This window comes from Streptomyces sp. NPDC048002 (genome assembly GCF_040653275.1).
Lineage (GTDB): Bacteria > Actinomycetota > Actinomycetes > Streptomycetales > Streptomycetaceae > Streptomyces.
In genome coordinates this window covers 49,073-70,738 of the sequence record NZ_JBEZNL010000036.1, presented here as the reverse complement: position 1 = coordinate 70,738, position 21,666 = coordinate 49,073, and the positions used below count along the sequence as shown (strand labels likewise).

General features: G+C 71.1%; 16 protein-coding genes and 1 pseudogene. 5 read left to right on the top strand and 12 right to left on the bottom strand.

Translation table 11 applies throughout. From position 1 onward, the window contains the following. Positions 1 to 37: 37 nt before the first annotated feature. From AB0E07_RS31515 to AB0E07_RS31500, 4 genes are all read right to left on the bottom strand, one after another. On the bottom strand, positions 38 to 1,294 hold the full coding sequence (locus tag AB0E07_RS31515) for a hypothetical protein (protein ID WP_362259810.1): 1,257 nt from the start codon (positions 1,292 to 1,294) through the stop codon (positions 38 to 40). A gap of 358 nt (positions 1,295 to 1,652) precedes the next feature. Then, positions 1,653 to 2,996 carry a HAMP domain-containing sensor histidine kinase gene (locus tag AB0E07_RS31510; RefSeq protein WP_362259808.1) on the bottom strand — a complete coding sequence of 448 codons (1,344 nt, stop codon included), beginning with the start codon at positions 2,994 to 2,996 and terminating at the stop codon, positions 1,653 to 1,655. After that, complete coding sequence (locus AB0E07_RS31505) at positions 2,993 to 3,670, bottom strand: response regulator transcription factor (RefSeq protein ID WP_362259806.1); 678 nt, start codon at positions 3,668 to 3,670, stop codon at positions 2,993 to 2,995. The genes AB0E07_RS31510 and AB0E07_RS31505 overlap by 4 nt, the downstream gene beginning before the upstream one ends. Before the next feature lie 29 nt (positions 3,671 to 3,699). Next, complete coding sequence (locus AB0E07_RS31500; RefSeq protein ID WP_362259804.1) at positions 3,700 to 4,185, bottom strand: sigma-70 family RNA polymerase sigma factor; 486 nt, start codon at positions 4,183 to 4,185, stop codon at positions 3,700 to 3,702. 964 nt (positions 4,186 to 5,149) lie between these two features. Between AB0E07_RS31500 and AB0E07_RS31495 the strand changes: the two genes are divergently transcribed. After that, positions 5,150 to 5,875, top strand: a complete 726-nt coding sequence (locus AB0E07_RS31495; RefSeq protein WP_362259802.1) for a hypothetical protein — start codon at positions 5,150 to 5,152, stop codon at positions 5,873 to 5,875. Between the two features lie 150 nt (positions 5,876 to 6,025). Here AB0E07_RS31495 and AB0E07_RS31490 read toward each other — a convergent pair whose 3' ends face one another. Then, on the bottom strand, positions 6,026 to 6,253 hold the full coding sequence (locus AB0E07_RS31490; RefSeq protein WP_362259800.1) for a hypothetical protein: 228 nt from the start codon (positions 6,251 to 6,253) through the stop codon (positions 6,026 to 6,028). A 269-nt stretch (positions 6,254 to 6,522) separates the two neighbouring features. Here AB0E07_RS31490 and AB0E07_RS31485 point away from each other — a divergent pair, with 269 nt between their 5' ends. Beyond that, entirely contained in the window at positions 6,523 to 8,889 is a 2,367-nt protein-coding gene (locus tag AB0E07_RS31485) for a hypothetical protein (protein ID WP_362259798.1), read from the top strand. Positions 8,890 to 9,085: 196 nt separating this feature from the next. On the opposite strand, the gene AB0E07_RS31480 is transcribed toward AB0E07_RS31485, so the two are convergent. The 5 genes and pseudogenes from AB0E07_RS31480 to AB0E07_RS31460 form a co-directional block, all read right to left on the bottom strand. Beyond that, positions 9,086 to 9,736 (bottom strand): response regulator, encoded by a 651-nt coding sequence (locus AB0E07_RS31480; RefSeq protein WP_362259836.1) that lies wholly within the window; start codon positions 9,734 to 9,736, stop codon positions 9,086 to 9,088. A gap of 309 nt (positions 9,737 to 10,045) precedes the next feature. Continuing rightward, a pseudogene (locus AB0E07_RS31475) lies at positions 10,046 to 11,479 on the bottom strand (SAV_2336 N-terminal domain-related protein); the annotation flags it as partial. Between the two features lie 4 nt (positions 11,480 to 11,483). Continuing rightward, positions 11,484 to 12,476, bottom strand: coding sequence for a MoxR family ATPase (locus AB0E07_RS31470; RefSeq protein WP_362259796.1), 993 nt, complete (start codon positions 12,474 to 12,476; stop codon positions 11,484 to 11,486). After that, a complete protein-coding gene (locus tag AB0E07_RS31465) occupies positions 12,473 to 14,641 on the bottom strand; it encodes a trypsin-like serine protease (RefSeq protein WP_362259794.1) in 2,169 nt (722 codons plus the stop codon). Before AB0E07_RS31465 ends, AB0E07_RS31470 begins: the two co-directional genes overlap by 4 nt. Beyond that, the gene (locus tag AB0E07_RS31460; protein WP_362259792.1) at positions 14,641 to 14,955 is read right to left on the bottom strand and encodes a trypco2 family protein; all 315 of its coding nucleotides are present in this window, start codon (positions 14,953 to 14,955) and stop codon (positions 14,641 to 14,643) included. Before AB0E07_RS31460 ends, AB0E07_RS31465 begins: the two co-directional genes overlap by 1 nt. A gap of 216 nt (positions 14,956 to 15,171) precedes the next feature. Here AB0E07_RS31460 and AB0E07_RS31455 point away from each other — a divergent pair, with 216 nt between their 5' ends. Then, the gene (locus AB0E07_RS31455; RefSeq protein WP_362259790.1) at positions 15,172 to 15,702 is read left to right on the top strand and encodes a GNAT family N-acetyltransferase; all 531 of its coding nucleotides are present in this window, start codon (positions 15,172 to 15,174) and stop codon (positions 15,700 to 15,702) included. Positions 15,703 to 15,987: 285 nt separating this feature from the next. On the opposite strand, the gene snpA is transcribed toward AB0E07_RS31455, so the two are convergent. Further along, positions 15,988 to 16,650, bottom strand: coding sequence for a snapalysin (gene snpA, locus AB0E07_RS31450; protein ID WP_362259788.1), 663 nt, complete (start codon positions 16,648 to 16,650; stop codon positions 15,988 to 15,990). A gap of 181 nt (positions 16,651 to 16,831) precedes the next feature. Here snpA and AB0E07_RS31445 point away from each other — a divergent pair, with 181 nt between their 5' ends. Continuing rightward, the gene (locus tag AB0E07_RS31445; RefSeq protein WP_362259786.1) at positions 16,832 to 17,812 is read left to right on the top strand and encodes a LysR family transcriptional regulator; all 981 of its coding nucleotides are present in this window, start codon (positions 16,832 to 16,834) and stop codon (positions 17,810 to 17,812) included. A 203-nt stretch (positions 17,813 to 18,015) separates the two neighbouring features. Here the strand turns inward: AB0E07_RS31445 and AB0E07_RS31440 are convergent, their stop codons facing one another. Next, positions 18,016 to 19,722: a glycosyltransferase family 4 protein gene (locus AB0E07_RS31440; RefSeq protein ID WP_362259784.1), complete on the bottom strand. Its 1,707-nt coding sequence runs from the start codon at positions 19,720 to 19,722 to the stop codon at positions 18,016 to 18,018. A gap of 555 nt (positions 19,723 to 20,277) precedes the next feature. On the opposite strand from AB0E07_RS31440, the gene AB0E07_RS31435 reads away from it, so the two are divergent. Next, complete coding sequence (locus AB0E07_RS31435) at positions 20,278 to 21,612, top strand: glycosyltransferase (RefSeq protein ID WP_362259782.1); 1,335 nt, start codon at positions 20,278 to 20,280, stop codon at positions 21,610 to 21,612. Positions 21,613 to 21,666 lie beyond the last annotated feature (54 nt).

The window sequence follows — 21,666 nt, the reverse complement described above, 5'->3', positions numbered from 1 at the left end:
CGGCACCCACGAGCGGCCTGCGCCGACAGCCGTGGGCTCAGTTGTTGGCCCGGAGGTGATCGAAGATCGCCGCGCCGTGTGCGCAGAGCTGGTGGTAGGCCTGGGTGAAGTTGGCGCCACCCGTCCCGTCGGTGGCGTACCCCGCGAGACCGCCCGTCTTCATCAGCAGGAACGTCGATGCGTCGGAGAAGTCCGGTGTGCCGTCGGAGGTGCGCTTGACCCTGAGGTACTCACCCAGTCCGTCGTCGGGCACCGCGTTGTCGACGTCGCAGGAGCGCTTCGCCCGGTCGACGAAGCTCTGCCCGGCCGCACCCACCTCGATGAGCCGGATCCGGCCGTCGGCGGCCATGCGGTGCAGGTACGAGCAGGCGGCCGTGTCCTTGTTGCAGTTGTACTTTCCGGAGTACCCGGGACTGCTCACCGTCCAGTGGGTGACGATGCGTACCTTGCCCAGTTCGGCGGGCGCGTTGTTCTCCAGCCAGCGGACGGCGAGCGCGGTCTCCGTCATGGGACCCCAGTTGAGCACGGTCAGCCCACCCGCGCGGATCGCCTCGACGAGATCGCCCACCGTCCCGGGCTTGGTGCCCTCCAGCTCGTCGTAGCCTTTGCGGCAGGTGGAAGATTCCACCAGGGGACGGATGCGTGAGCCGAAGGCTTCGCGGGCGTAGGTGTACGCCGCGTCGCAGTCGATCCGCACGGTGGTCGATCCGACGGACACTCCGGCGATGTCGAACCCCGGGGCGTATGCGCTCAGTGCGGCCAGGGCTACGATGTCGTCCCGGTCGGTTCCGCCGCCGGGGATGCTGAGATCGCTCAGCACCCAGATCCGAGGCCGCTTGCCAGCCGCGTCCGTCGGCGAGCCCGTCGTCGGAGGCTCCGACTCGGCGGCGACGCGCTCCACGACGACGCGCCGGACGCGGTCGTTGAGCGCGCTGCCGCACAGGTCGCGGTCGGCGGTGAGCGTGAGGGCCGGCCGGGACGATGTGGTGTCGTCGAAGAGCAGAGCGCGGTACCCCGGGGTCACCCTGACGCCGGACACGTCACGTTCGGCCGGTGTGCCCGCCAGATCGTGCAGCCCTTGCGTGAGCGCGTGCGGCTCCCACGCGGAGCCGCGCCCGAAGCCGCACGTGTCGAAAAGCCGCACCGCCGCGGATGCGGCCGAGGCCGAGGACCGTCCGCTCGTGGGTCCTGGAGGTGCGGCGATGGCGAAGGTGCCCGCGCCGGCCAGCGCGATCACGCCGGTCAGTGCCAGCGGCAGACGGTGTCGGCGGAGTCGGTGACGTCCTCGGTTCATGGGGTGTCCGTTCGTTGATCAGTGAAGGCTGGTAGAGCGGCTCCCCTGGAGCGGAGCCTGTCGGAGGGCCACACTCCGCAACGGTCCGCCGGGTTTCAGGGCAACTTCCTTCGGCGCTCGGAGGATTGCCCGCAGTGCGCTGCCGGAGCGGATGGACGGTTGGCGCGCCGGCCGGTGCGGTGAGGGATGGAGCTCGCGCCGTCTGCCGCCCCCTGCGCGGGCGAATCCGCCATGGCCTGTGATCGCCGGGCCGGTGTCGGACCAGGTGCGGCAACCCGGCTCAAGCGAGGGTGAGTCGGTCGACGACCTCACTCGCCGCTGTCGAGCTCCCGCGTCAGGACGTCGCGTCCGTGGCCGGTTACACAGCCTCGGGTCGGCTGTGTACTTCGGGCGTGGTGGACTCTCGGCCCCTTTCGCCGCCGAGTCGCATGAGCAGGTGTGCCCCGCCGTGGCGGCTCTCGCCGATCAGCAGGTGACCGCCTGCCTCGGCGGCCACTCTTGCCGCGATGTCGAGCCCGAGCCCGCTGGAGGCGCCTCCACTGTGCCCGCGCCCAGAGGCCGCCGCCCACGCCGGGATCCCGGGGCCCGCGTCTTCGACGACGAGGCAGGGCACCCCGTCCAGCAGCCCCGCGTACACCTCGTACGGGGTGCCCGGCGGGGTGTGCCGAAACACGTTGCCGAGCAACGCGTCCAAGGCGGCGAGCACCTCCTGCTCGGGCGCCTCGACCGTGACAGGCACCGGAGCCAACGTGACCTGGCACTGCCTGCCCTGCGCCCGCGACAGCGCCGCCCAGAACGCCATACGGGTGCCCACCACGGCGGAGAGATCGGTGGCCCGACCGGTCTGCGCGGCGATGTCGGCCGAACCCTTGCGCGTCAGACCGATCAGGTGGGTCACCTGCTCGTCGAGAGCGGTCACGGCCGCACGCAGCCGGTCCGCCGCGGGCCCCTCCACCGCGTCGACATCCAGCTTCAGAGCGGTCAGCGGAGTGCGCAGCCGGTGCGACAGATCCGCGGCGAACTCACGCTCCGACTGCATCAGACGCGCGAGTCGGTCGGTCATCGTGTTGAAGGCGGCCGCGACCTTGCGCACCTCCTGGGGGCCGCCGACGGGCACGCGCACCCCCAGTTCGCCCGCACCGACGGCGGACGCCGCGCGCAGGAGGTGTCCCGTCGACCGGACGAGTCGGCGGGAGATGAGGTCGGCGCCCAGGACCGCGATGAGTGTCAGTGCCGCGACGGCAGCTGCCAGCACCGCCCAAGTGGCGGCCACGCCATCGGACTTCTCGTCCGCACGCACGAGTGATTCGACGAAGGCGGTGCGCCCGTCGGGAAGTCGTACCGGCAACAGGAGGACGTCCTGGCCGTCCGCCGCTCGCGCCCGTACCGCCCGGTCCGCCGCGCTGGCTTGCCCCAGAGCGCCGGCGGGTGCCCGGCACCCTCCCACGTCGGCGGAGCCAGGGATACGTACACAGGTCGAGGCCGCGTCCTCGCCCGTGCTCCGCCAGGCAGCGTGTACCGCGCGGGGGTCGCGGGTGGCGGCGAGGACCGTCACCAGCGCCGCGGCCCGGCGCTCCGACTGCTGCTGCGCCCGGTCGGCAGCCTGCTGGCGCGCTGCGTATCCGAGAGGGAGGGCGAAGGCGAGCGTGGTCAGCAGTGCGATCCCCAGGGAGAGGCGTAGTTGCCAGGCGCGCAGGGTCATGTCGCGGAAACCGTGAGTCGCAGACCCACGCCGCGGACGGTTTCCACGGCCGTTCCGGTCCCGCCGCTCTCGGTGAGTTTCCGTCTGAGCCAGTAGACGTGGACGTCGATGGTGCGGTCGTACACGTCGCATCCCCGCCACACCTCGGTCAACAGTTCACGTCGGGGGACGACGGCGCCCTGACGTCTCGCCAGATAGGCGAGGAGGTCGAACTCCCTGCGATTGAGGTCGACAGCCTTTCCGCCCACCAGGACCTGGCGCTGTGCAAGATCCATGGTGAGGTCGCCTGCACGCAGGATGTCGGGTGGTGCCTGCCCGCAACGGCGCAGTACCGCCAGTACCCGTGCGGCGAGTTGCTCACCGGAGAAGGGTTTGACGAGGTAGTCGTCGGCTCCGTCGCGCAGCAGCCGGATGATGTCCGATTCATCACTGCGGGCCGTCGCGATGATGACGGGGACCCGGCTGACCGCGCGCAACATCCTCAGTGCCTGGCCGCCGTCGAGGTCGGGCAGGCCCAGGTCGAGGACGACCAGGTCGGGGAAGGGCGGGACCAGCCGTCGCATCAACTCCATGGCCGTGGCCACCGAGGCCACGCGGTAGCCCGAGGACGTCAGCGAACGGGCGAGCGCTTCACGGACGAGGGTGTCGTCCTCCACGATGAGAACCGAGGTCATGCCTTCACCGTAGGGCAGTCGTGCGGCTGTCAGCGGGCACTCCGCTCCTCCATCGCATCGGCGAGACGCCGTCGGCCGCGTGCGAGCCGGGTCTTGACGGTGGACTCCGGGATACCGAGTCGCTCGGCCACGTCGCGGACCGGCAGGTCGAGGAGATGATGCAGGACGACCACCTGCCGGTACTTCGCCGGCAGCGCGCGCACGCTCTGGACGATCACGACGTGGTGCTCGTCCGCGGGAGGATGAGACACGGCGGGACCGAGGCGAACCAGGGCGGTCCGCGCCCTGTGGGCCTGGCGCATGTGGGAACAGGCGAGATGATGGGCCACCCGTCGCACCCAGGCGTACGGGACGTCGTAGGAACGGATGCGTTCCCACCGGGGCACCGCACGGCAGAAGGCCTCCTGGGTGCAGTCCTCGGCCACGTGGGCGTCCCCGGTCATCCGGTAGACGTGCCCTGCGACGCGCCGGAAGGTACTGGCGTAGAAGTGGTCGAACTGCGCCCTGTCGCTCACCGATGCTCCTTAGCTGACGGCTCCGTTCGGCAACGACGTACCGTGAGCCGTGATGTCGGCCCGGCCCTTCCGCTGGGGGCTGAGGGGGCGGAGGGGCCGGGCCGGAGTGGCCCTCCGCGACGGGCGAGGCATGAGATGTCACTCGGGCATCGCGGAGGGGGGATGTGGACGGCGACCGTCCGAGGCAGAGTCTGTCGGGTCGCGCCTCGCGGACGCCATGCCTTCCGGGCCGGGCAACGTGATCCTGTGGTTCACAAAACCCTGGGATAACGGAAGCTCCCCCGGCGCCCCGCAAGGCGGCCGCCCGGTGCTGTGGCCGAGGGGGTGCGGCCCGTGCCCCACGGGCCGCTCCGTCCGCCCGGCCTGCCCCGGGGACGACGTCAGGGCCAGCGCTCCGAGGAAGGCGACGGCGACGGCACCGGACAGAGTCGCGCGAAGCCTTGGGCCGTTTCGGGAGTCAGGGAACATGAGACGGTCTCTCCTTGTCGCACATCGGTGCAGGGCGGGCCGGAAGCGGCGGCCCGTGGGGGAGACACCCCGGTCGGCCCGTGCGGGTTTCGGTCGTGCCGGACCTTCCGCCCTCAGCTCAGGTGGCGCGGCGTCAGGGGCCGAGCCGGCGCGCCCCGCGTCGCGGGTGACAGGGCTGCGTGGACAACGCTCCAGCCGGGTCCGGGAGGGTGCGGCGGCTCCGCGCGAGTGAAAGGGGCCCGGGAATCGGATTGAACACCCGGCCCTCACCCTTCGTAGCTATGGACGACAAGCTGGCAGGGGTACTGGGGGCACCGGCACCCGTGGCGACGGTTCGTCGACTTCTCCATGGAGGGGTACGCGGCGGTCGCAGGAGCCAGAGGACGACGTCATGACAGGCAAGCGAGGCAACGGAAGGACCCGCCGGCACCGGATCGCCGGTGCGGGTGCGCTCGGCGCGGCGCTGATCGGCGGTACCTTCGCCGCGGCAGGTGCGATGGCCGGGCAGAGCGTCCGGGAGGCGCCTGCCCGCACCTTCGCGGTGGAAGGTGTCGTCTGCCCCTCCGTGGAGTTGCCGGCGATCCCGGCGCAGGCACAGGAAGAGGTGGCGCGGAACCTGGAGTTGCTGGACAGGCAGCTCGCGGAGGCCAACTCGCGCCTGGTCCGGTCTCAGGGCGAGGGCGGTCCGAACTTCGTGCAGAACGCCATCCTCGGCCCCCTTGAAAGTAAGCGCACAGCCGCTCTGAACCGCATTGAAACGGCTGTGGGCCGCGTCGTCGAGAAGCCCGAAGGGCTTGAACGATTCGCGCCCTGTGAGCTTGAGGACGCCGTCGGCGGCGGCGTCGGATCAGCAGCGGGCGAGGCAGACGGCCAGGAGGCCGGTGCCGCCCAGGAGGCCGGCGGCACCGCTGAGGTCGGCAAGGCTTCTCGCATCACGTGCCCGGACGTGGCAGGCGAGATACCGGCCGACGTTCCGGCTGGGGCACGGGGACAGGCCGAGCGTGAACTCGCCACTCTCGTCCGGCAGATCGACGAGGCGAACTCCCGCCTGGAGCGTTCGCAGGGCGAGGGCGGACCGAACTTCGTCGAGAACGCCATACTCGGCCCGCTCGCGAGCAAGAGGAAGGCGGTGATCGACCGTCTGGAGATCGCCTTCGAGCGCGAAGGCGGCGTGCTTCCGGCCGGACTCGACGCGCTGGCGAAGTGCCGCCTCAACGGCTGACCCGTACTCCCTCCGGTCAACCTCCAGGGACGGAGGGGCGCCTGGACCCGCCACGATCCGGAGGGTGGGCTCCCACACCGATCCTCGTCGGTGTGGGAGCCCGTGGCGCGCCGTATGTGAAGGGCCCCGTCGAGGCGGGGACCCATCACGCTACCGGTGTGCGCGGCGATTGAAACGAACGGGCAGGGGGAAAGACGACGACCTGTCCCGCACAGAGGCGGCAAAGGCGTACAGCAGCCCCGCCCGCTGCTCGGCCCGGCTGCCGCGCAACACGACCACCAGGGCTACGAGTTCCAGCACCCGCACCACGACGACACGTACCACACTCACCACCGCCATGAGCAGTAGGTGAGCATCCAGTTGATGCAACAGCTCCATGGTTGATCTCCCGTTGAGCGTCGGAGGAAGAGGGAAGGACACCGGCCGGTACCTCCGTTCTAGGCCGCGCGGGACTCCGCCAGAAGCCGCTGTGACCTGCGGTGAATGCCAGTGAATGAGAACGGGGGATGCAGATGACGGCAGCACGAGGCGGGCGGAGAGAACCGGGGATCCGACGTCCGGACCCGCAGGAGGGACCCTGGGCGGAACTGGCCCGCGCTCTGCACGACGAGCTGTACATCCCCGCGGGGCGACCGTCGGTGCAAAAGATGGCGAGCCGTACCGGCATCTCGGCGGGCCACCTCCACAAGATGCTGACGGGCAGCGGCCGTTCCCGCTTCGACCCCATGGGGCTGGCGTTGGTCGGCTTCCTCGGCGGCGATCCGGCTCGCTGGGCCGAGCGTTGGAGCGACGCGGAGCAGCGCCAGCAAGAGCGTGAACGCACGGGCGGATTCCCGCCGTTGCCCTGGCTCGACGAACCCGACCCGGAGCAGCCCCCGGCGACCCGCGCGGTCGGTGACTGGGACGGCTGGTCACCGCTCGGCCGGGCCTGGGCGCGGTTCGCCCGGCTGCGCTTCCTCCCGGCTGTGCTGTGGGGCGCGCTGACGGCCTGGCTGTCCCGGCTCCGCCGCGGGCCGGCCCGGCGTCGGCGCGAGGTGATGCTGCGCAAGGTGCGCAGACACGCCCGCGAACACATCGACGAGACCATCACGGGGCCGTACCTCACCCCCGCGTTCGTCCGCCTGTCCAAGGCGCCGGCACCCGGCCGCCGCCGTGTCCGCAAGCCGCGACTGATCACCCGGCCCTTCACCGGCGGGGGTATCCGCGCCCTGTTCGAAGAGGCCGCCCACGAACTGGTTCTGGTCGGGGACGCCGGCATCGGCAAGTCGGTCCAAATGGCCGTGCTGGCCGACGCGCTGGCCGAAGAGGCCCTGTGCTCCGGCGGGCTCGCGGAACCGCCGCTGCCCGTGTTGCTCAGCCTCTCGCCTTACGCAGGCCAGCCGTTGGAGGAATGGATCGTCCAGCAGGTCGGGCAGGTCTACGACGTCGCACCGCAATTGACCCGCCAGTGGCTCGGCACGGGGATGCTGCTGCCGCTGTTGGACGGCCTCGACCAGGTGCCCGCACGCCACCGCCGCGAGTGCGCGACACAGCTCCGCCGTTACCGTCGCGCGTGCGCCGGCGTCGTCATCGCCTGCCGCGACCGCGACCTCGTCCTCTCCCTGGAGATCGGGGGCGAGTTGGCCGCGCTGTGCGCCCCCACCCGCCGCCAGGTCCAGGAGTACCTGGTCGGCCCACCGGAAAAGGGCGACGCCTACCGCGACGTACGGGACGCCCTCGACGCGGACCCGGAGCTATGGACGCTGCTGCGCTCCCCGCTCATGCTGAACGTCATCCGCACCACCTACGAGGACCGGGCCGCCGCCGAACTCCGCGTGCCCGGCCTCACCGTCGAGCAGCGCCGGGACCGTGTCTTCGACGCCTACGTCCTGCACCTGCTGCGTCGTCCGGGTGCCTACGACGGTCCGGTGACGCTGCACTGGCTCAGCGCGCTGGCGGAGCGGTTGCACCAGCGGGGTGAGGAGGTGCTGCACCTCGATCGGATCGACGGCAGTTGGGTGCCGGCCTGGCTGCGCCCGCATCTGAACACGGTGCCCCGACGGGCCTTTCAGTACGCCGTCCTCCTGCTCATCATGCTGCCGTGGTGCTGGATGTTCACGGCCCTGGACCTCATCCGCCCCGATGGCTCGACAGTTCTGTTCACATCGACCTTCCTCACCTTCCTCCTGGTCCTGTACGTGTCCGACCGGACCAACTTGCGTGGCGCTGCCCGCCGTGCAGCGCCCGCTGTGCCGCTGGCGCTGCCTCTGTCGGCCGGCGACTTCACACCGGACGGAACCACTCTGCCGGGTCTGCTGATGCTGGCCTGGTTCTGGGCCGACATCGACGTGCGCAAGGGCTGCAACGCCGGTTCCTACCGCCCGAGCGAACAACTGCGATGGTCGTGGGTGCCGACCTGGCTGGGCACGTTGGCGGCCCCCCGTCTGCATCCCGTCCAGATGGGAATCAGTTACCTCGCCATTGTCCTGCTGTCCGTTCTGCTGACCACCGGCGCCGACGTCTTCTTGGCTGGTACGACCCGGACCTCGGGCCTTGCGGCCGCCGCGTTCGTCGTCCTGTTCCTGTATCTGTTCGTGGGCGACGGACTGCGGGCCGACCTGAAGGACACCCGCCGCCGCCCCAACGAGGGCATCCGCCGTTCCGCCCGGTACGCGCTGCTGTTCGGCGGGGTGACCCTGCTGCTGACCGTCGGCGTCGGCTTTGCGGCGGTGCGCGCCACCACGGACGCCGGGGTGCGCACCGCACTGCTGACCACGCTGTTCGCGGGCACGCTGCTGAGCGCGTCCAACGCCTACCGGGTAGGAGGCGCCGCCTGTGTCTACTACTGGACGGTTCGCATCGTCCTGGCCCGCGAACGAGCCGCTCCCTACCGCTACGGCCACTTCCTGGGCGACGCCGAGCGTCGCATCCTGCTGCGCCGCAGCGGCAGCGGCTTCCGCTTCCCGCACCGGCTGATCCAGGAACACATCCGTGCCCACGCCCCGGCCCTGAGGGAGCGGCTGAAGTCAGACTGAGGGGGCGGGCCTTCGCCTGAGCGCGGTGAGCGGGCGCTCGCCCGGTCGTCGCCGGCACCGGAGCGTGCTCATCAGCGCACCGGATTCTCGCACCCGCGGGACGGGCTCGGTGGAGACACCCGTACTCCCCTCGCACGGGCGGCGCCGGGAACGGTGAGGGTCCGCGGACCCGCGCCGACGCGCGGTCCGGCTGCCTTCACCGGCCTCCCTGACGCGGAGATCGCGGTGGAGGCGGGGTGGGCGGAGCGCCCGGCCCTTCTCTTGACTCCTGCGCGCCCCGCATCACCTGGCGCAGGCTCCTGACGGCCCTTTCCAGGCGGCCGACCGTGGTTCGCACCGTTTCACTGGCCGTCCGCGACCGGAGCCGTCCGGTCAGCTCGCCCGTCTCCGTCTCGATGTCGGACAGCAGGGCGGACAGGTGCGTCAGCAGGTCGGTCGCGGCCCCGCTGCGCAGCAGGGCCGCTTGTTCGCGCAGTCGCAGGTTCTTCTGGTACAGGTCGACGTAGACGGCCACCTTGGCGCGCAGTACCCATGGATCGAAGGGACGCGTCATATGGTCGACGGCACCCGCGGCGTAGCCTCGGAAGCTCGCGTGCGGACCCTTGCCGTGCGCGCTCACGAAGAGGATCGGGATGTCGCGTGTCTGCTCGCGCCGTTTGATGTGCGCGGCCGTCTCGTAGCCGTCGATTCCCGACAACTGAGTGGCGAGCAGTACCAGGGCGAACTCGTCGTCCAGCGTTTTGAGTGCTTGCTCTCCCGACGAGGCGCGGACGAGTGTCTGACCGAGCGAGGAGAGGATGGCTTCCAGGGCCAGCAGGTTCCCGTGATGGCTGTCGACCAGAAGGATCTTGGTCTTGGTGTCCGTCGCGGCGGACGATGCCGGAGGCCGCGCGGTCGTCGCAGCGGGTGCGGGAGGTGGTGCCTCCGTCGGCCGAGTCGTCGACGGCTGTGACCGGGCCCGGCCCCGGGGCTCAGGAGTGGGTCCGGCACCCGCGGCGGGTGGGGTGTCGAGACGCATGGAGACGCCGAGGCGTCTGAGGAGCCGTTCCTCGAGGTGCGCGAAGGGCAGGTCGGGCGAGGCCACTGAAGAGGCGCCAGCCGGGTGCACCACCCAGGCCGTGAAGCTCGGTGACTGCCGGACGCACGCGGCCAAGCGGTCGGCGGTCACGCGTGTGGTGCGGAGCAACTCGTGGGAGGGGAGCGTGCCGAGAAGGATGCGCCGTGCGTCGTCGGAGAAGTCGAAGAACTCCGGCTGCCCCGGCGGGCCGCTCGTGCCGGCGGTGGTGTGGTGCATGAGACCGCCCAGAAAGACCTCCACGAGGTGTCCGGTGTCCGTCGGAGGTCCGAGCGCCTCCTGCACCATGCGCATGACGGGCGGAGTGACGGGCGCCACGGCCGCGAGGTGCGCGGCGAGCCGGTACGCCTCCGGGCTGGCCGCGCCGCGGAAGCGCAGGACGGCTTCGGCGTCCGGACCCTGCCGGGTCTCCGCCGGCCAGGTCCGGGTGACGGACCGCCCGATGTCCCACAGGGGCAGTACCGCGGTCGCACGGGGAGAAGCGACCAGCCGGGCCCAATCGCCGACGGCAGTCGGCGTGGGTTCCAGCACGGGCACGGGAACGGACGCGAAGCCGACCAGATCCGACGGCAGGCTCGGGTCGGTGACGTGCCAGGCGGTGGCCGGGCCGCCTCTGCGGACACTGAGGACGTGCCAGGGCCGAGTCGGGATGCCCGAGTTGGCCCAGAGCCGGTCGGGGAGCGTCTGAACGACGGCGGTCGGTTGCCGTCGCGCCCACAGGGCCGCGGCGTCGCTCATCCTGCCGTCCCACCAGGCGTCGCCGACGCCGTCGCTGACGACGAGGACGAGCGTGCCGCCGGTGGGGTCGCACAGCGCGGCGGGTGGAAGGCGGGGACCGTGCTTGCGGAACGGGTGGCTGCTCAGCGACGGAGCGTGGGGACCACGGCTGTTGAGTCCGAACACGCGGACGTCCCGGAACGCCCCGGCCCGCTCCATCAGGGTGCGGATCTCGGAGGCCATCCGCTTCCACAGGACCATCGACACCCCGTCGTCGACCAGCAGAGCGAGGGAGAGCCAGCGGCTGCGGGCGGGCCTCGTCACGGTCTCGGGCAGACCCGTCTCGGCCATGACGTCCACCGTGCGTGCCACGTCCAGTTCCCGACGGTGCCGATCGGGGAGCCGCCGGCGCAGCGGCCGCAGCGCCTTGCCCAGGGTGAGGTGGCGGTTGGGCAGGACGTTGGAGCCCGGGGTGCGCACAGCGTGCGCCCGGTGCGGGGCCGGTTCGGGCGCAGTCCGCCCGGCGCCCCGCGGGGCCGCGTGCAGGGGGAACCTGCGGGGCGGCGTGACGTCCGGCGGTGCCTGCGTGTCGGGGCGCGCGGGATTCTGTGCGCCGGGGTCGTCCCCGGCGGTAGCCGGTTCGGTGTCCTGGGGCGAGGTGGTGGCCGGCGCCGTTCGACGTTCCAGCGGAACGACGTCGGGCGGCAGGTTCCTGGCCAGCCACAGCACGTCGAGGAGTTCCTCGTCAGCCAGCTCGACACCGCTTCCGGCCAGGATCTCTCTCAGACGTCCGAGCATGACCTCAGACCGCTCCGCCGAGTTGGTGCAGAACGGCGTCGAGCAAGGGGCCCGCGTCCAGATCGATGCCGCCCTTGCGCAGGAAGACCGCGTTGAGGAGTTGATCGGTCGCGAGCTCTCCGGGCGCGCGGCGCCCGAGGAACTCGTCCAGCAAGTCATCGATGCCGACGAGTGCCTCGTGGCCGAGGTGCGCGGCGACGATGTCCCGCAGCCGCTCCTCGCCGGGTTCGGGGAGTTCGAGACGGACGCACCGCCGGAGGAAGGCGGGCGGGAACTCGCGTTCACCGTTGCTGGTGATGATCACGACGGGGAACTCATGGCAGCGGACGTGACCGCGGACCACCGGGGCCGGGGCGTCCGGACCGTCGGTGCCCACATGCACCGTGGAGTGCTCCTCGGGGAGGCGGCTGAGTTCGGGAATCTCGAACACGCCCTCCTCGAACACGGTGAGCAGGTCGTTGGGGAGATCGACGTCCCCCTTGTCCAGCTCGTCGATGAGCAGGACCCGGGGCCGTTGCCGGGGGAGCAGAGCGTTGCCCAGCGGGCCGAGCCGCACGTACTGGCCGATGCCGGGTTCGGAGCCGTCCGTGTCCCGGCGGAGGTGAGCTTCCCGCAGCCGGCCGATCGCGTCGTAGTGGTACAGGGCCTCCTGGAGGGTCGAGCGGCTGTTCACCGGCCAGTGCAGGACACGGCCGAGGTCGAGTTCGTGCGCGATCGCGTACGCCAGGGAGGACTTTCCGGTACCCGGGTGTCCTGTGACCAGGAGGGGTCGGCGCAGGTGGAGGGCGGCGTTGACGATGTCCGCGTCGTCGGGGTCGATCAGGTACGGGCGGGGCGATCCGGTCCACGTGCCGGCGGGTTCGTCCGGCGGCCGACGCCATGGCGGGGCCGGTGGGAAGGCGACCGAGCGGGGTGTTCCGTCGCCGCGGAAGAGCCGCCAGTCCGCGTCGCCGTGCGGTGTGGTGTGGCCGGTGCCAGCGGATTCTCCGGCGTTCACGAGGCGTTGTCTCCTTCTGGGGGGTCCTGGAGGATCAGTGATGCGGGCCGTGGCGGGGGCTGGTGGCCCTCCCATACGAGCGCGGGGCGGGCCTGGAGCGTCTCCGGCTCGTCGAAGGCCGTCGCGCGGAAGACGCGGACGCGTTCGGGCAGATCGGCGAGCGGGCCTGTGGGGTCCAGTGGGTGCAGCGCGGCCGCGTCAGCGGAGCATTCGGCGTCCCGGTCCCAGAGGACGACCGGGACGCCGAGCGCCAGGCAGAGCTCCAGCAGCGCGTCCCGTTGTTCCGGGGGACCGTGCAGCACGACCCGGTTGGCGTCGCGGTGAGTGGTCTGCAGCAGCCTCCGGAGCCGTGGCCGGGTGACGCGTTCGTCGTCGACGACCAGGGCAGCGGCCGTGTGTCCGCCCTCCCACCGTCGCCGGTGCTCACGCTCTCGGCTTTTCACCAGGTCGCTCATCTCGGGGCAGCTCAGGGTGACGCAGAACTCGGCGCCGATCGGCTGGTCGGGTACGAACTCGTTGGGCGCTCCCGGGTTCCATTCGTCGACCGGGAGATGGAGGCTGTCGCGCGCCAGCAGAACCGTGGCGTGGGGCGTGGCCGTCGACCCGAGTTCGTCCGCGACGATCTCGACGGCTTCGCGTATGCGCCGGGCCACTTCCTCGGATGTTCTCGGCGCGCTCTCGGCGTCGTGGAGGGAGGTGTGGGTGCCGTCGGCGCGGGTGAGCAGGATGCGGCAGTGGTAGCTCTCGTGCGGTGCTGTTGACGCGCGGGAGAGGTCGACGATGACGCGGGCGAGCGGCGACGACTGGCGGGCTGCCCAGCGGCCGGCATCGGTGCGGCGCTCGGCGAGCGCCGCCGGATGGATGCCGGTTCGGGTGGCCACCTGGTCGGACCAGGCACGCAGTTCGGCGCCCGCCTCCCGGCCCAGGGCGGCGGCCACGCATTCGACGAGGCGCAGCAGCGCCGGTACGGGCGGGGTGCACTCCGGTACTGGTTCACTGTCGGACAGGGACTCCAGGTGCTCGACGACGGGTTCGAGGTCGTCGGCGCGGAGGTGGGGGCGGCTGAGCGTATCGGGCAGCCAGGCGTAGCGCAGGGCCTCACGGGCGGCGCGAGGGATCAGCGCCGGGTGCTTCTTGCAGATGCCGCCGAGCAGATCCAGCAGGCGCTCGCACTCGTCCAGGGCCAGCAGCAGGCAGAGCCCGCCGGCACGGGCACGAGTGAGGACGTCCGTCAGACGGGCGCGTTCGTCGTCCCCGGTCAGTGCCGAGGCCAGAGTGCTGCTCAGGGTGGGCAGGGCGCGGGGATGGGACGCCACGAGTGCCGCGAAGTCGGACATGCTCGGTTCATGGCTGTTGGGGGCGTCGTATCCGAGCCGCCGTACGAGGGCACGGGCATGTACCGCATAGCTGCTCCGGCCGCCGAGTACCGACCACAGGAGCCGTTCGGTCTCGCGCTCCGCCGAGCTTCGTTCCCCCTCGGGCCGGGCCGTCGGGAGGACGGCGCCCATCTCGGTGATGTGGGGCGGGCCGCCGGAGTAGCGCCGCAGGATTGCCTCGAAGCCCTGCTCCCGGACGAAGCGATGGGCCGGAAGGGCACGCAGGCGGCGATTGCCGTAGGAGAGGTCGTCGTGAATCACCACGCCCACCAGGTGGTCCTCGCAGAACACCGCGGTACCCGAGGCGCCGGCCCAGGCCTTTCGGCCGTCGTCGCGCCGGTCGGGTGAATGCTCCTGGTCGAGTACGTAGAGGCCTCGAACGCCGCAGGACAGGGGAGGCAGGACACCTCGCAGGTGTTCGGCGTCACGGCCGTCCTCGCCGGACGCCATGGGAAAGCCCAGTCCCTCGTAGCGCAGCGGGGCCGACTCCACGGGGTGGCCCCATCGAACCGACCCGGGCACGTCGACCTCGTCGTGGGTGAGCAGCAGGGCGACGTCCAGGTCCTGCGGATGACTCCAGATCAGCTTCGCTCCGGTGCGCAGCGTCTCACCCAGGCCCGGGTGTCCCACGCTGACCTGGATCTGCTCCCAGCAGGCGCCGCTCTCGTCGTCCCGAAGGACGTGTCCGGCGGTGAGGACCAGACGGGGGGCGACGAGATAGCCGGAGCCGATGCGGCGGGGCAGACGGGTGGTCCCACTGCGGATCAGCACCAGTCGGTGCGGGTCCATCAGTCCTCGTCCCAGGACCCGGTCCCGGTGTCGCTGATCTCGGGGCTGGTTCCGCCGCGGGCCCGGTCCTGGACGGAGAGCCTCAGCGTCAGCCTGTGCGTGCGGACCGTGGAGTGTTCACCGCCGGCGCCGACGGACGCGACACCGAAGCTGACCTTGCCGTCCCCCTTGCCGCTGTGGCGCAGCTCCAGCTGTAACTCCAGTTGGGCCTCCTCGATGCCGAACCTGAACTGTTGGTCCGCCCCCAGGTCCTGCGCTCGATAGAGCTCTTGTCGCAGTTCCTCGATTGCCGCGACAAGACCGATCCCCGCCATCCGCACCCCCAACGCGTACTGTGCTTGCGGGGGTAGTCTGCCAAGTTGGCAGGGCCGCGCGCCGGGGCTTCGCGGAACGGACGCGTCGAAGTGACGGGTCGAAGCCGACCTGAACTCCCGGCCCGGTGGGTGCACCCTTGGAGCGCTGACAAGGATGCCGTGCCCGGCCGGGAAACTTGCTGGTTGCCGCCGGGTGTTGGCGCCCATACTGCCGCGGTGGATCGAGTGACTCTTGAGACCGACCGTCTCGTGCTGAGGGCTTTCGCACCCGTGGACGTGGACGCGGTGTACGCAGCCTGCCAGGACGAGGACATCCAGTACTACACCCCGGTTCCGGTGCCGTACCGGCGTGCGGACGCGGAGCGGCTGATCACCGAGAAGCTGCCCGCTCAATGGGCCGAGGACAGGGACTACACCCTCGGCGCGTTCCGCAAGGACACCGGCGCCCTGGTCGGCTCGTACTGTCTGACCGTCGTCAGCCGCGGCGTCTGGGAGCTCGGCTACTGGGCGGTCAGGGAACAGCGCGGACGCGGGTACTCGGCGGAGGCCGCCCGTGCCCTGTGCGACTGGGGCTGGGCCACGCTCGACGTCCACCGCATCGAGTGGTGGGCCATGGCCGGGAACACCGGTTCGCGTGCCCTCGTCGAGAAGCTCGGCTTCACCCTCGAAGGAACCCTCCGCAACCGCGGCATCGCCAACGACGGCAAGCCGCACGACTGGTGGGTGGGCGGACTGCTGAGGCCTTGACGGAGCGCGATACTCATCCGTACCGGCCAGGGGGTGAGGTTCCGCACGACGCGGTCGTCGACGTCGTCGCCGGCGCGATAGTCGGCCCCCGCTCCGACTGCTGGGGCCGAAGGCCCAGGCCCTCCGAGCCCGTCCGGACCGCTCACGAACGAGTCAGCCTCGCGGTGCGAAGAACGACCGGGCCGGTACGGACCGCGGCCGCGCCACGGTCCGTACCGGGACCCGCTCAGGTGCAGGATCCGGCCGGGTCCGGCCGTTGTGGGTTCAGCCGGGGGAGCGGGCCGGTCAGCGGGCCGCCTCGGCGACGGCCTGGGCGAGCCCATTGGCCCAGAGCTGGTTGACCCGGGCACGCTCGGCGGAGTTCGGGTAGCGGTTGGTGCAGGACGTGCCGGGTCCGCCGCCCGACATCAGTTCGCTGCACGGGCCGCTGTAGTGATCGGGCAGCCCCAGGACGTGACCGGTTTCGTGGGCGGTGACACGGATGGAGTCGTACCGCCGGTTCTGGTTGTAGTCCAGGAAGATGTAGCCGCGGCCGTGGCCGTTGGTGGAGGCGTACGAGCCCCTGGGGTCGTTGCCCTCGTAGAAGGCGAAGTCACCGCTGCCGGAGGTCGCCTGTAGCTTCACGTTCGACACCGAGCTGTTCCAGATGGAGGCGGCGCTCGATATCTGGCTGCGGAAGCTCGGCGCGTTGGTGGCGTTGTAGTAGACGGTCACCGCGAGCGCGGAGGGACGGACCGCCTGCCGTTCGGCGACCGACTTCAGTACGGCCTCGAAGAAGGCCTCGTTCGCCGCGTTCTCGGCGGAGGCGGTATAGCCGACGACAGCACTGCCGGCGGGTGCCTCGGCGGGGCTCTGGGCACTCACGGGGCCGGCACTACCGAGGACGGCGCAGGCGAGGCCGATGGCGAGTGCCAGAAGTCGTCTGGGCTGCTTGGAACTTACGTTCATGCGGGGGCTCCTACTCGTTCTGTGGGGTTGAACGGTCGGTTGCCACAGATTCTGGGACTGACAGTCCGGAGCCGGGTAGTGGCACTTGGGGATAGAGCGGAGCTATCGGTGGTCGACTCATCCGCTTTCGTTGGAAGTTGAACGTCTGGTGCCGCGTTCCGCATCGCCCTACGCTCCCTGCATGGAGCTCGAAGTGAGGCACTTGCGGGTTCTCTGTGCCATCGCCGACACCGGCAGTCTGCACAAAGCGGCTCGTGAACTCGGCATGGCGCAGCCCTCGTTGAGCACCCAGCTCCGGCGTATCGAGAGCACGCTCGGTGCCCAGCTCTTCGTCCGTGCCCGAACCGGCTGTCGCCCCACCCCGCTGGGACATGTCGTTCTGAGCCGTGCCCGGCCCCTGGTAGCGGAGTTCACGGCGATGGTGACCGAGGCCAGGGCCGCGGCAGCCCGTTCCGCCGACGGGTTCCGGCTGCGCATCGGCGCCACGGCCAGCCGGGCCGTGCCGGGCTGGCTGCGTCGCCTGCGCTCGGGATCGCCGCGGCTGGAACCGAGCCTTCAGATGAACGTGTCCGCCAACTCCCTGCTGGGCATGGTCGCCTCCAGCAGGCTGGACGCGGCGTTCGTGCACGAGGTCGAGGGCAGCCCCCTGCGCGTTCCACCGGGGCTCGCTCTGCGTGTACTGGTCGAGCGCGAACCGCAGTTCGTGACCCTGTCGGCGGCCCATCCGGCAGCGTCACGGCGACAGGTACGGCTCGCCGACCTGGCCGGGGACCGGTGGATGGTCGACTCGACGGTCGACGGCGAGTGGGACGGCCTGTCCCGGGTCCTCAGAGCCGCGGGCCTGGAGCCCGAACTGCTGCACGGCGACTACCTCAGCGCCTACTCGCTGGCCGCGGTCGGCGAAGTGGTCACCGTCAGTCAGCCCACCGCCCACCCCCGCCCCGACCTGGCGATCCGCCCGCTCGAGGGCGACCCGATAGGGGTGCGCCTGCTGGTGGCCGCCCGCTCGGAAGCCGAACTGTCAGAGGTGTTCCCGGCCTTGAAGGAAGTCTATTGGGAGGTGGCTCGGCAGGCGCCCGCCTATCGGGAGTGGCTGGAGCGCACACGCTCACCCGGTGCCCGGGTCCCGTCCGATCGCCGGAGCGCGCCGGGCCGTCCGTGAGCGCATCAGCACCGACCGTCGCAACGAACGGCAATTACGTCAAAGCCCTGCTGACCTGCGACCCCGCCCCGGTCACAGCCGCCGGTTCCTGAGCCGCGGAGCGAGGCGGGCCACACTGACGTACCGACCTGTGCGGTTGGGGATGCGTCCGGTGGGGATCCGGCCGCTGATCCGGGATCGGGGTGGCTGTCGGCCTGGGCGAACTAGGACATCACCGCGCGGTATTCGGCTGCGAGGGCGTCAGCCATGTCCGTCACCGAGTAGCGGGCCTTCACGGTGGCACGGGCGGCCCGGGCGAGACGGAGCCTGTCGTCCTCGTGGAGGTTGGCCATCCGCCGCAGGCCGTGTGCGAGGCCGGAGGCGGAGGATGTGTCGAGCAGGAGTCCGTTCAGCCCGTCACGGAGATAGTGCGCCACCCCACCGCGCAGTGGCCCGGCGGGCGGCAGCCCGGCTTCCATCGCCTCCAGGATGGCGATGCCGAACTCCTCCTTGACGCTCGGGCACACGTACCACGCCCTCACTCCGTTCGCGGGTGTCGCCAAGGCGTGTTCCAGGCGCCGGACTTCGTTGTTCGGCATGGCCGGGAGCAGAGCCAGGTGCCGGGCGGCTTCCGCGTGCCCCGCGACCAGTGCGCCCAGTTCGGCACGCATCTGCTGCTCGGACGGTGTCGGACAGTCCCCGCTTCCCCCGACGATCAAGAGGGTCGTCCTGCGCCAGAGGTCCGTGGCGAGCCAGGTGCGCACCAGCAGATCCTGCTGCTTCATGGGGTGCAGTCGGCCCACGCACAACAGCATGGGGAGGTCACGGCTCTCCGGCGCGAGGGAGTCGGGGGACGCACCGCCGGTGAACAGACCGGCCAGGAGCCTGTGCTGCCGTGCCGTCTCGTCGGGTGCGGGCGAGTAGGGGGCGATGCCCTCCGGTGGTGAGGCAGGGCCCGCCGGACCGTATCGCGCGGCGAGCACGGGGAAGTGGCGCAGGAGTTCCCGGCTTCCCGAACTCCCGGGGATACCGATCACCGTGTCGGCGCGGTCGACGAGACGGTCGGCGCAGTAGATGCGATGCAGGTCATCGCGTAGTCGGTCGGCTGCCGAGCTGTCGTCCGGATCGGCCTCGCCGTAGTTCCGTGCGACGGTTCGGTGCGGATCGGGTGTTGCCGTGAAGAACAGCCGGATGCCCGAACGGGCAGCGGCGTGGGCGAGGGCCATGCTGCCGTCGTCGGCGTAGCGCACGTGCAGGACGTCCACGGCACGGGGCAGCGCGCCGAGCAGCCGGGCGGCCCACCAGGCGAGGGCGGCACGGTGCTCGGCGAGTGCGTTCTGCTGGGGTGGCGTGGGTGCGTCCACCGGCAGGCTCAGCACCCAGTGGCCCGTGGTTCGCTCCCTCAGCAGGCCGGGGCCCCGTGCGAGCCCGTCATGGCCGGTGAGGACGACGGTGATCACGCCGGCGATGCCCTCGCTGCGGGCGAGCCGGTCGCCCAAACCGCCCAGCAGCACGGACAGCCCACCGCTCAGCCCCGCACCCGGCGTCAGCAGGTCGCCCAGAAGCATGGTCTGCGCCACGACGATGCCGCCCGAGCGCCATCCTTCGGCGCTCAGCCGAGTGGGCGGACTGAGCAGGAGCCGCTCATAGGCGTCGGTCGCGTGAGTGGTGGCGGCCAGCAGAGCGGGGCCTTCCGGCAGCCGGTGCAGGTAGCGCCACAGGGCGTGCCGCTCGGCACGGTGGGTGGCTTTCGCGGCGTGTTCCGCAGCCTCGTCGCAGGACAGCGGCCGCAGGTCGGCGATCTCGGCGCATTCGAGGAGAAGGGCGGTGCGCGAGGGGTGGGACGCCTCGTGGAGGAGGGCGTGGCGCAGTGCTTCCTCCGCGTATGTGGTGCCGTGGTGGCGGACCGATTCGGGCCATAGCTCCGTCATGACCGCCGCGAGCCTCGGCCCGCCCCGGGCATGGGCCAGGAGCGCTTCGGGGGTGAGTGGAACGGCAAGCCGGCTGGCGCGGCGCAGCGAGGCGGTCGCGGTGTCGTCGCGGCTGAGCCCCGGCGGGGGAGCTGCGGCAATCGGACGGCCGCCGTACTCGGCGTCCAGGAGGGACGCGAGCAGGCCGGGGGACCGTCCGGCGAGGGTGCGCGGGGGACGGAGGGCGCCCGTTCCACCCGGGTGCGAGCCGCTGAAGAAGGCCGCTCGCGCCGCGACGAGCGGGTCGGGATCCCCCTGCGACGCGTGCTGCCCGGTGCCTTTGCACCGTGGCGGGGAGGAGGCGAGCACATGGTCTCCTTGGTCGGGGAAGCTACGACGCTGGTGGTTTCCGCCTGGTGGCACCGCGCGGATGCACCACAGCGCCGGCACCAGCCCGCACGGTTCAACCGGGATGTTCGGTGAGGGGCCCGGGTGCGGCGGACTGCCCCGCTCACCGCCCGGAGCCGAGCACCCGCGGCCCGCATCCACGGAAGGGACATGTCAGGAAGGAAGGGCATGCCACGCATCGTGATCGTCAGTCCGCCCTTCTTGTCCCACGCCCGGCCCCTGTCCGTCCTTGCCGCTGCCCTTCGGACGCGTGGCGCCGAAGTCTTCTTCGCCTGCTCGCAGGATTTCGAAGGGCTTGCGCTCGAAGCCGGTGTCGCCTTCGTCCCTCTGGTGGTGACCCGCAACGCCAACACGGGGGTGGCCGAGTCCACGCAACAGGACGCGGCCGAGGCGGCGCGGCTGGACGAGTTCCTCGACGCGACACGGCACGGGGCCGTCGAGACGCTCATGACGCAGGCCCGTCACCGTCGGGCCGACATGCTCGCCGACCCGGACAAGGTCTTCGACGACCTACGGTCCCTCGACGAGCGCCTCAGACCCGACTGGTACGTCGTGGACCAGCTCAGCTACGCGGTGACGCTCGCCCTTCACTGCCTGCGGCTGCGCTACGCAACCTTCTGCCCCGGACACCCGACCTACGTCCTCAGCGACCAGGACAGCTACTTCGGTGTGCCCTACGACTGGCCCGGCACACTGCGCCCCGATCGAGCCCGCCTGTCCGAACTGCTGGACGTGGCACGCGACAACGACCGAGCGTTCACCTCGGCGTTCGACGCCTTCGCCGCCGACAGGGCACCCGCGGCGCCCAGGCCGGGCCGCGCCTTCGCGCTGACGTCACCGGACGCGGTCGTGTACGCCTACCCGCCGCTGCCATGGCTGTCGGCACGCCCCGAGGGACCCCGCCATCTCTTCGCCGGTCACGCGGTGGGCTCGGTCCAGCCGCTCGACGACCACTGGCAACACACCCTGCGACGGCTGCGCGACCGCGCGGAGCGGATCGTCCTCGTCGCACTGGGCACGTTCCTCGCAGCCCGCGACGACGTCCTGCGCGCCGTCGTGTCCGGCGCCCGGACCGCTTCGCGCCCGACCGCCCTGATCGTCGCGGCGGGCCGGCGCACGGACGCCGTTGACGCGGTGGCCGACGACCTCACGGTGGTGGTGCCGTCCGTCCCGCAGCAGGCACTGCTCCCGCACGTGGATGCCATGGTTCACCACGGCGGCGGCAACTCGTTCACCGAATGTCTCCGATCCGGTGTTCCCGCACTGGTACTGCCCTTCTCCAGCGATCAGTTCGCCGTCGCCCGGGACGCTGAACGGGCCGATGTCGGCATCGTCCACGACCCGAACAGACTCACCGACCATCAAGTCGGCTCGGCGCTCGACCTCCTCGGCACAACGGTCGGGCCCGAGGTGAAGAGGTGGCAGGAGACCCTCAACGGTCTCGGCCCCGACCACGCCGCCACAGCTCTGCTTGAGGTGATGGCTCCTCCCCGGGGCACCTGACCGCCAGCACCTCCGCCCGGTCCCACCGAGCCTGCGGGTCTGTCAGGTCCTGCG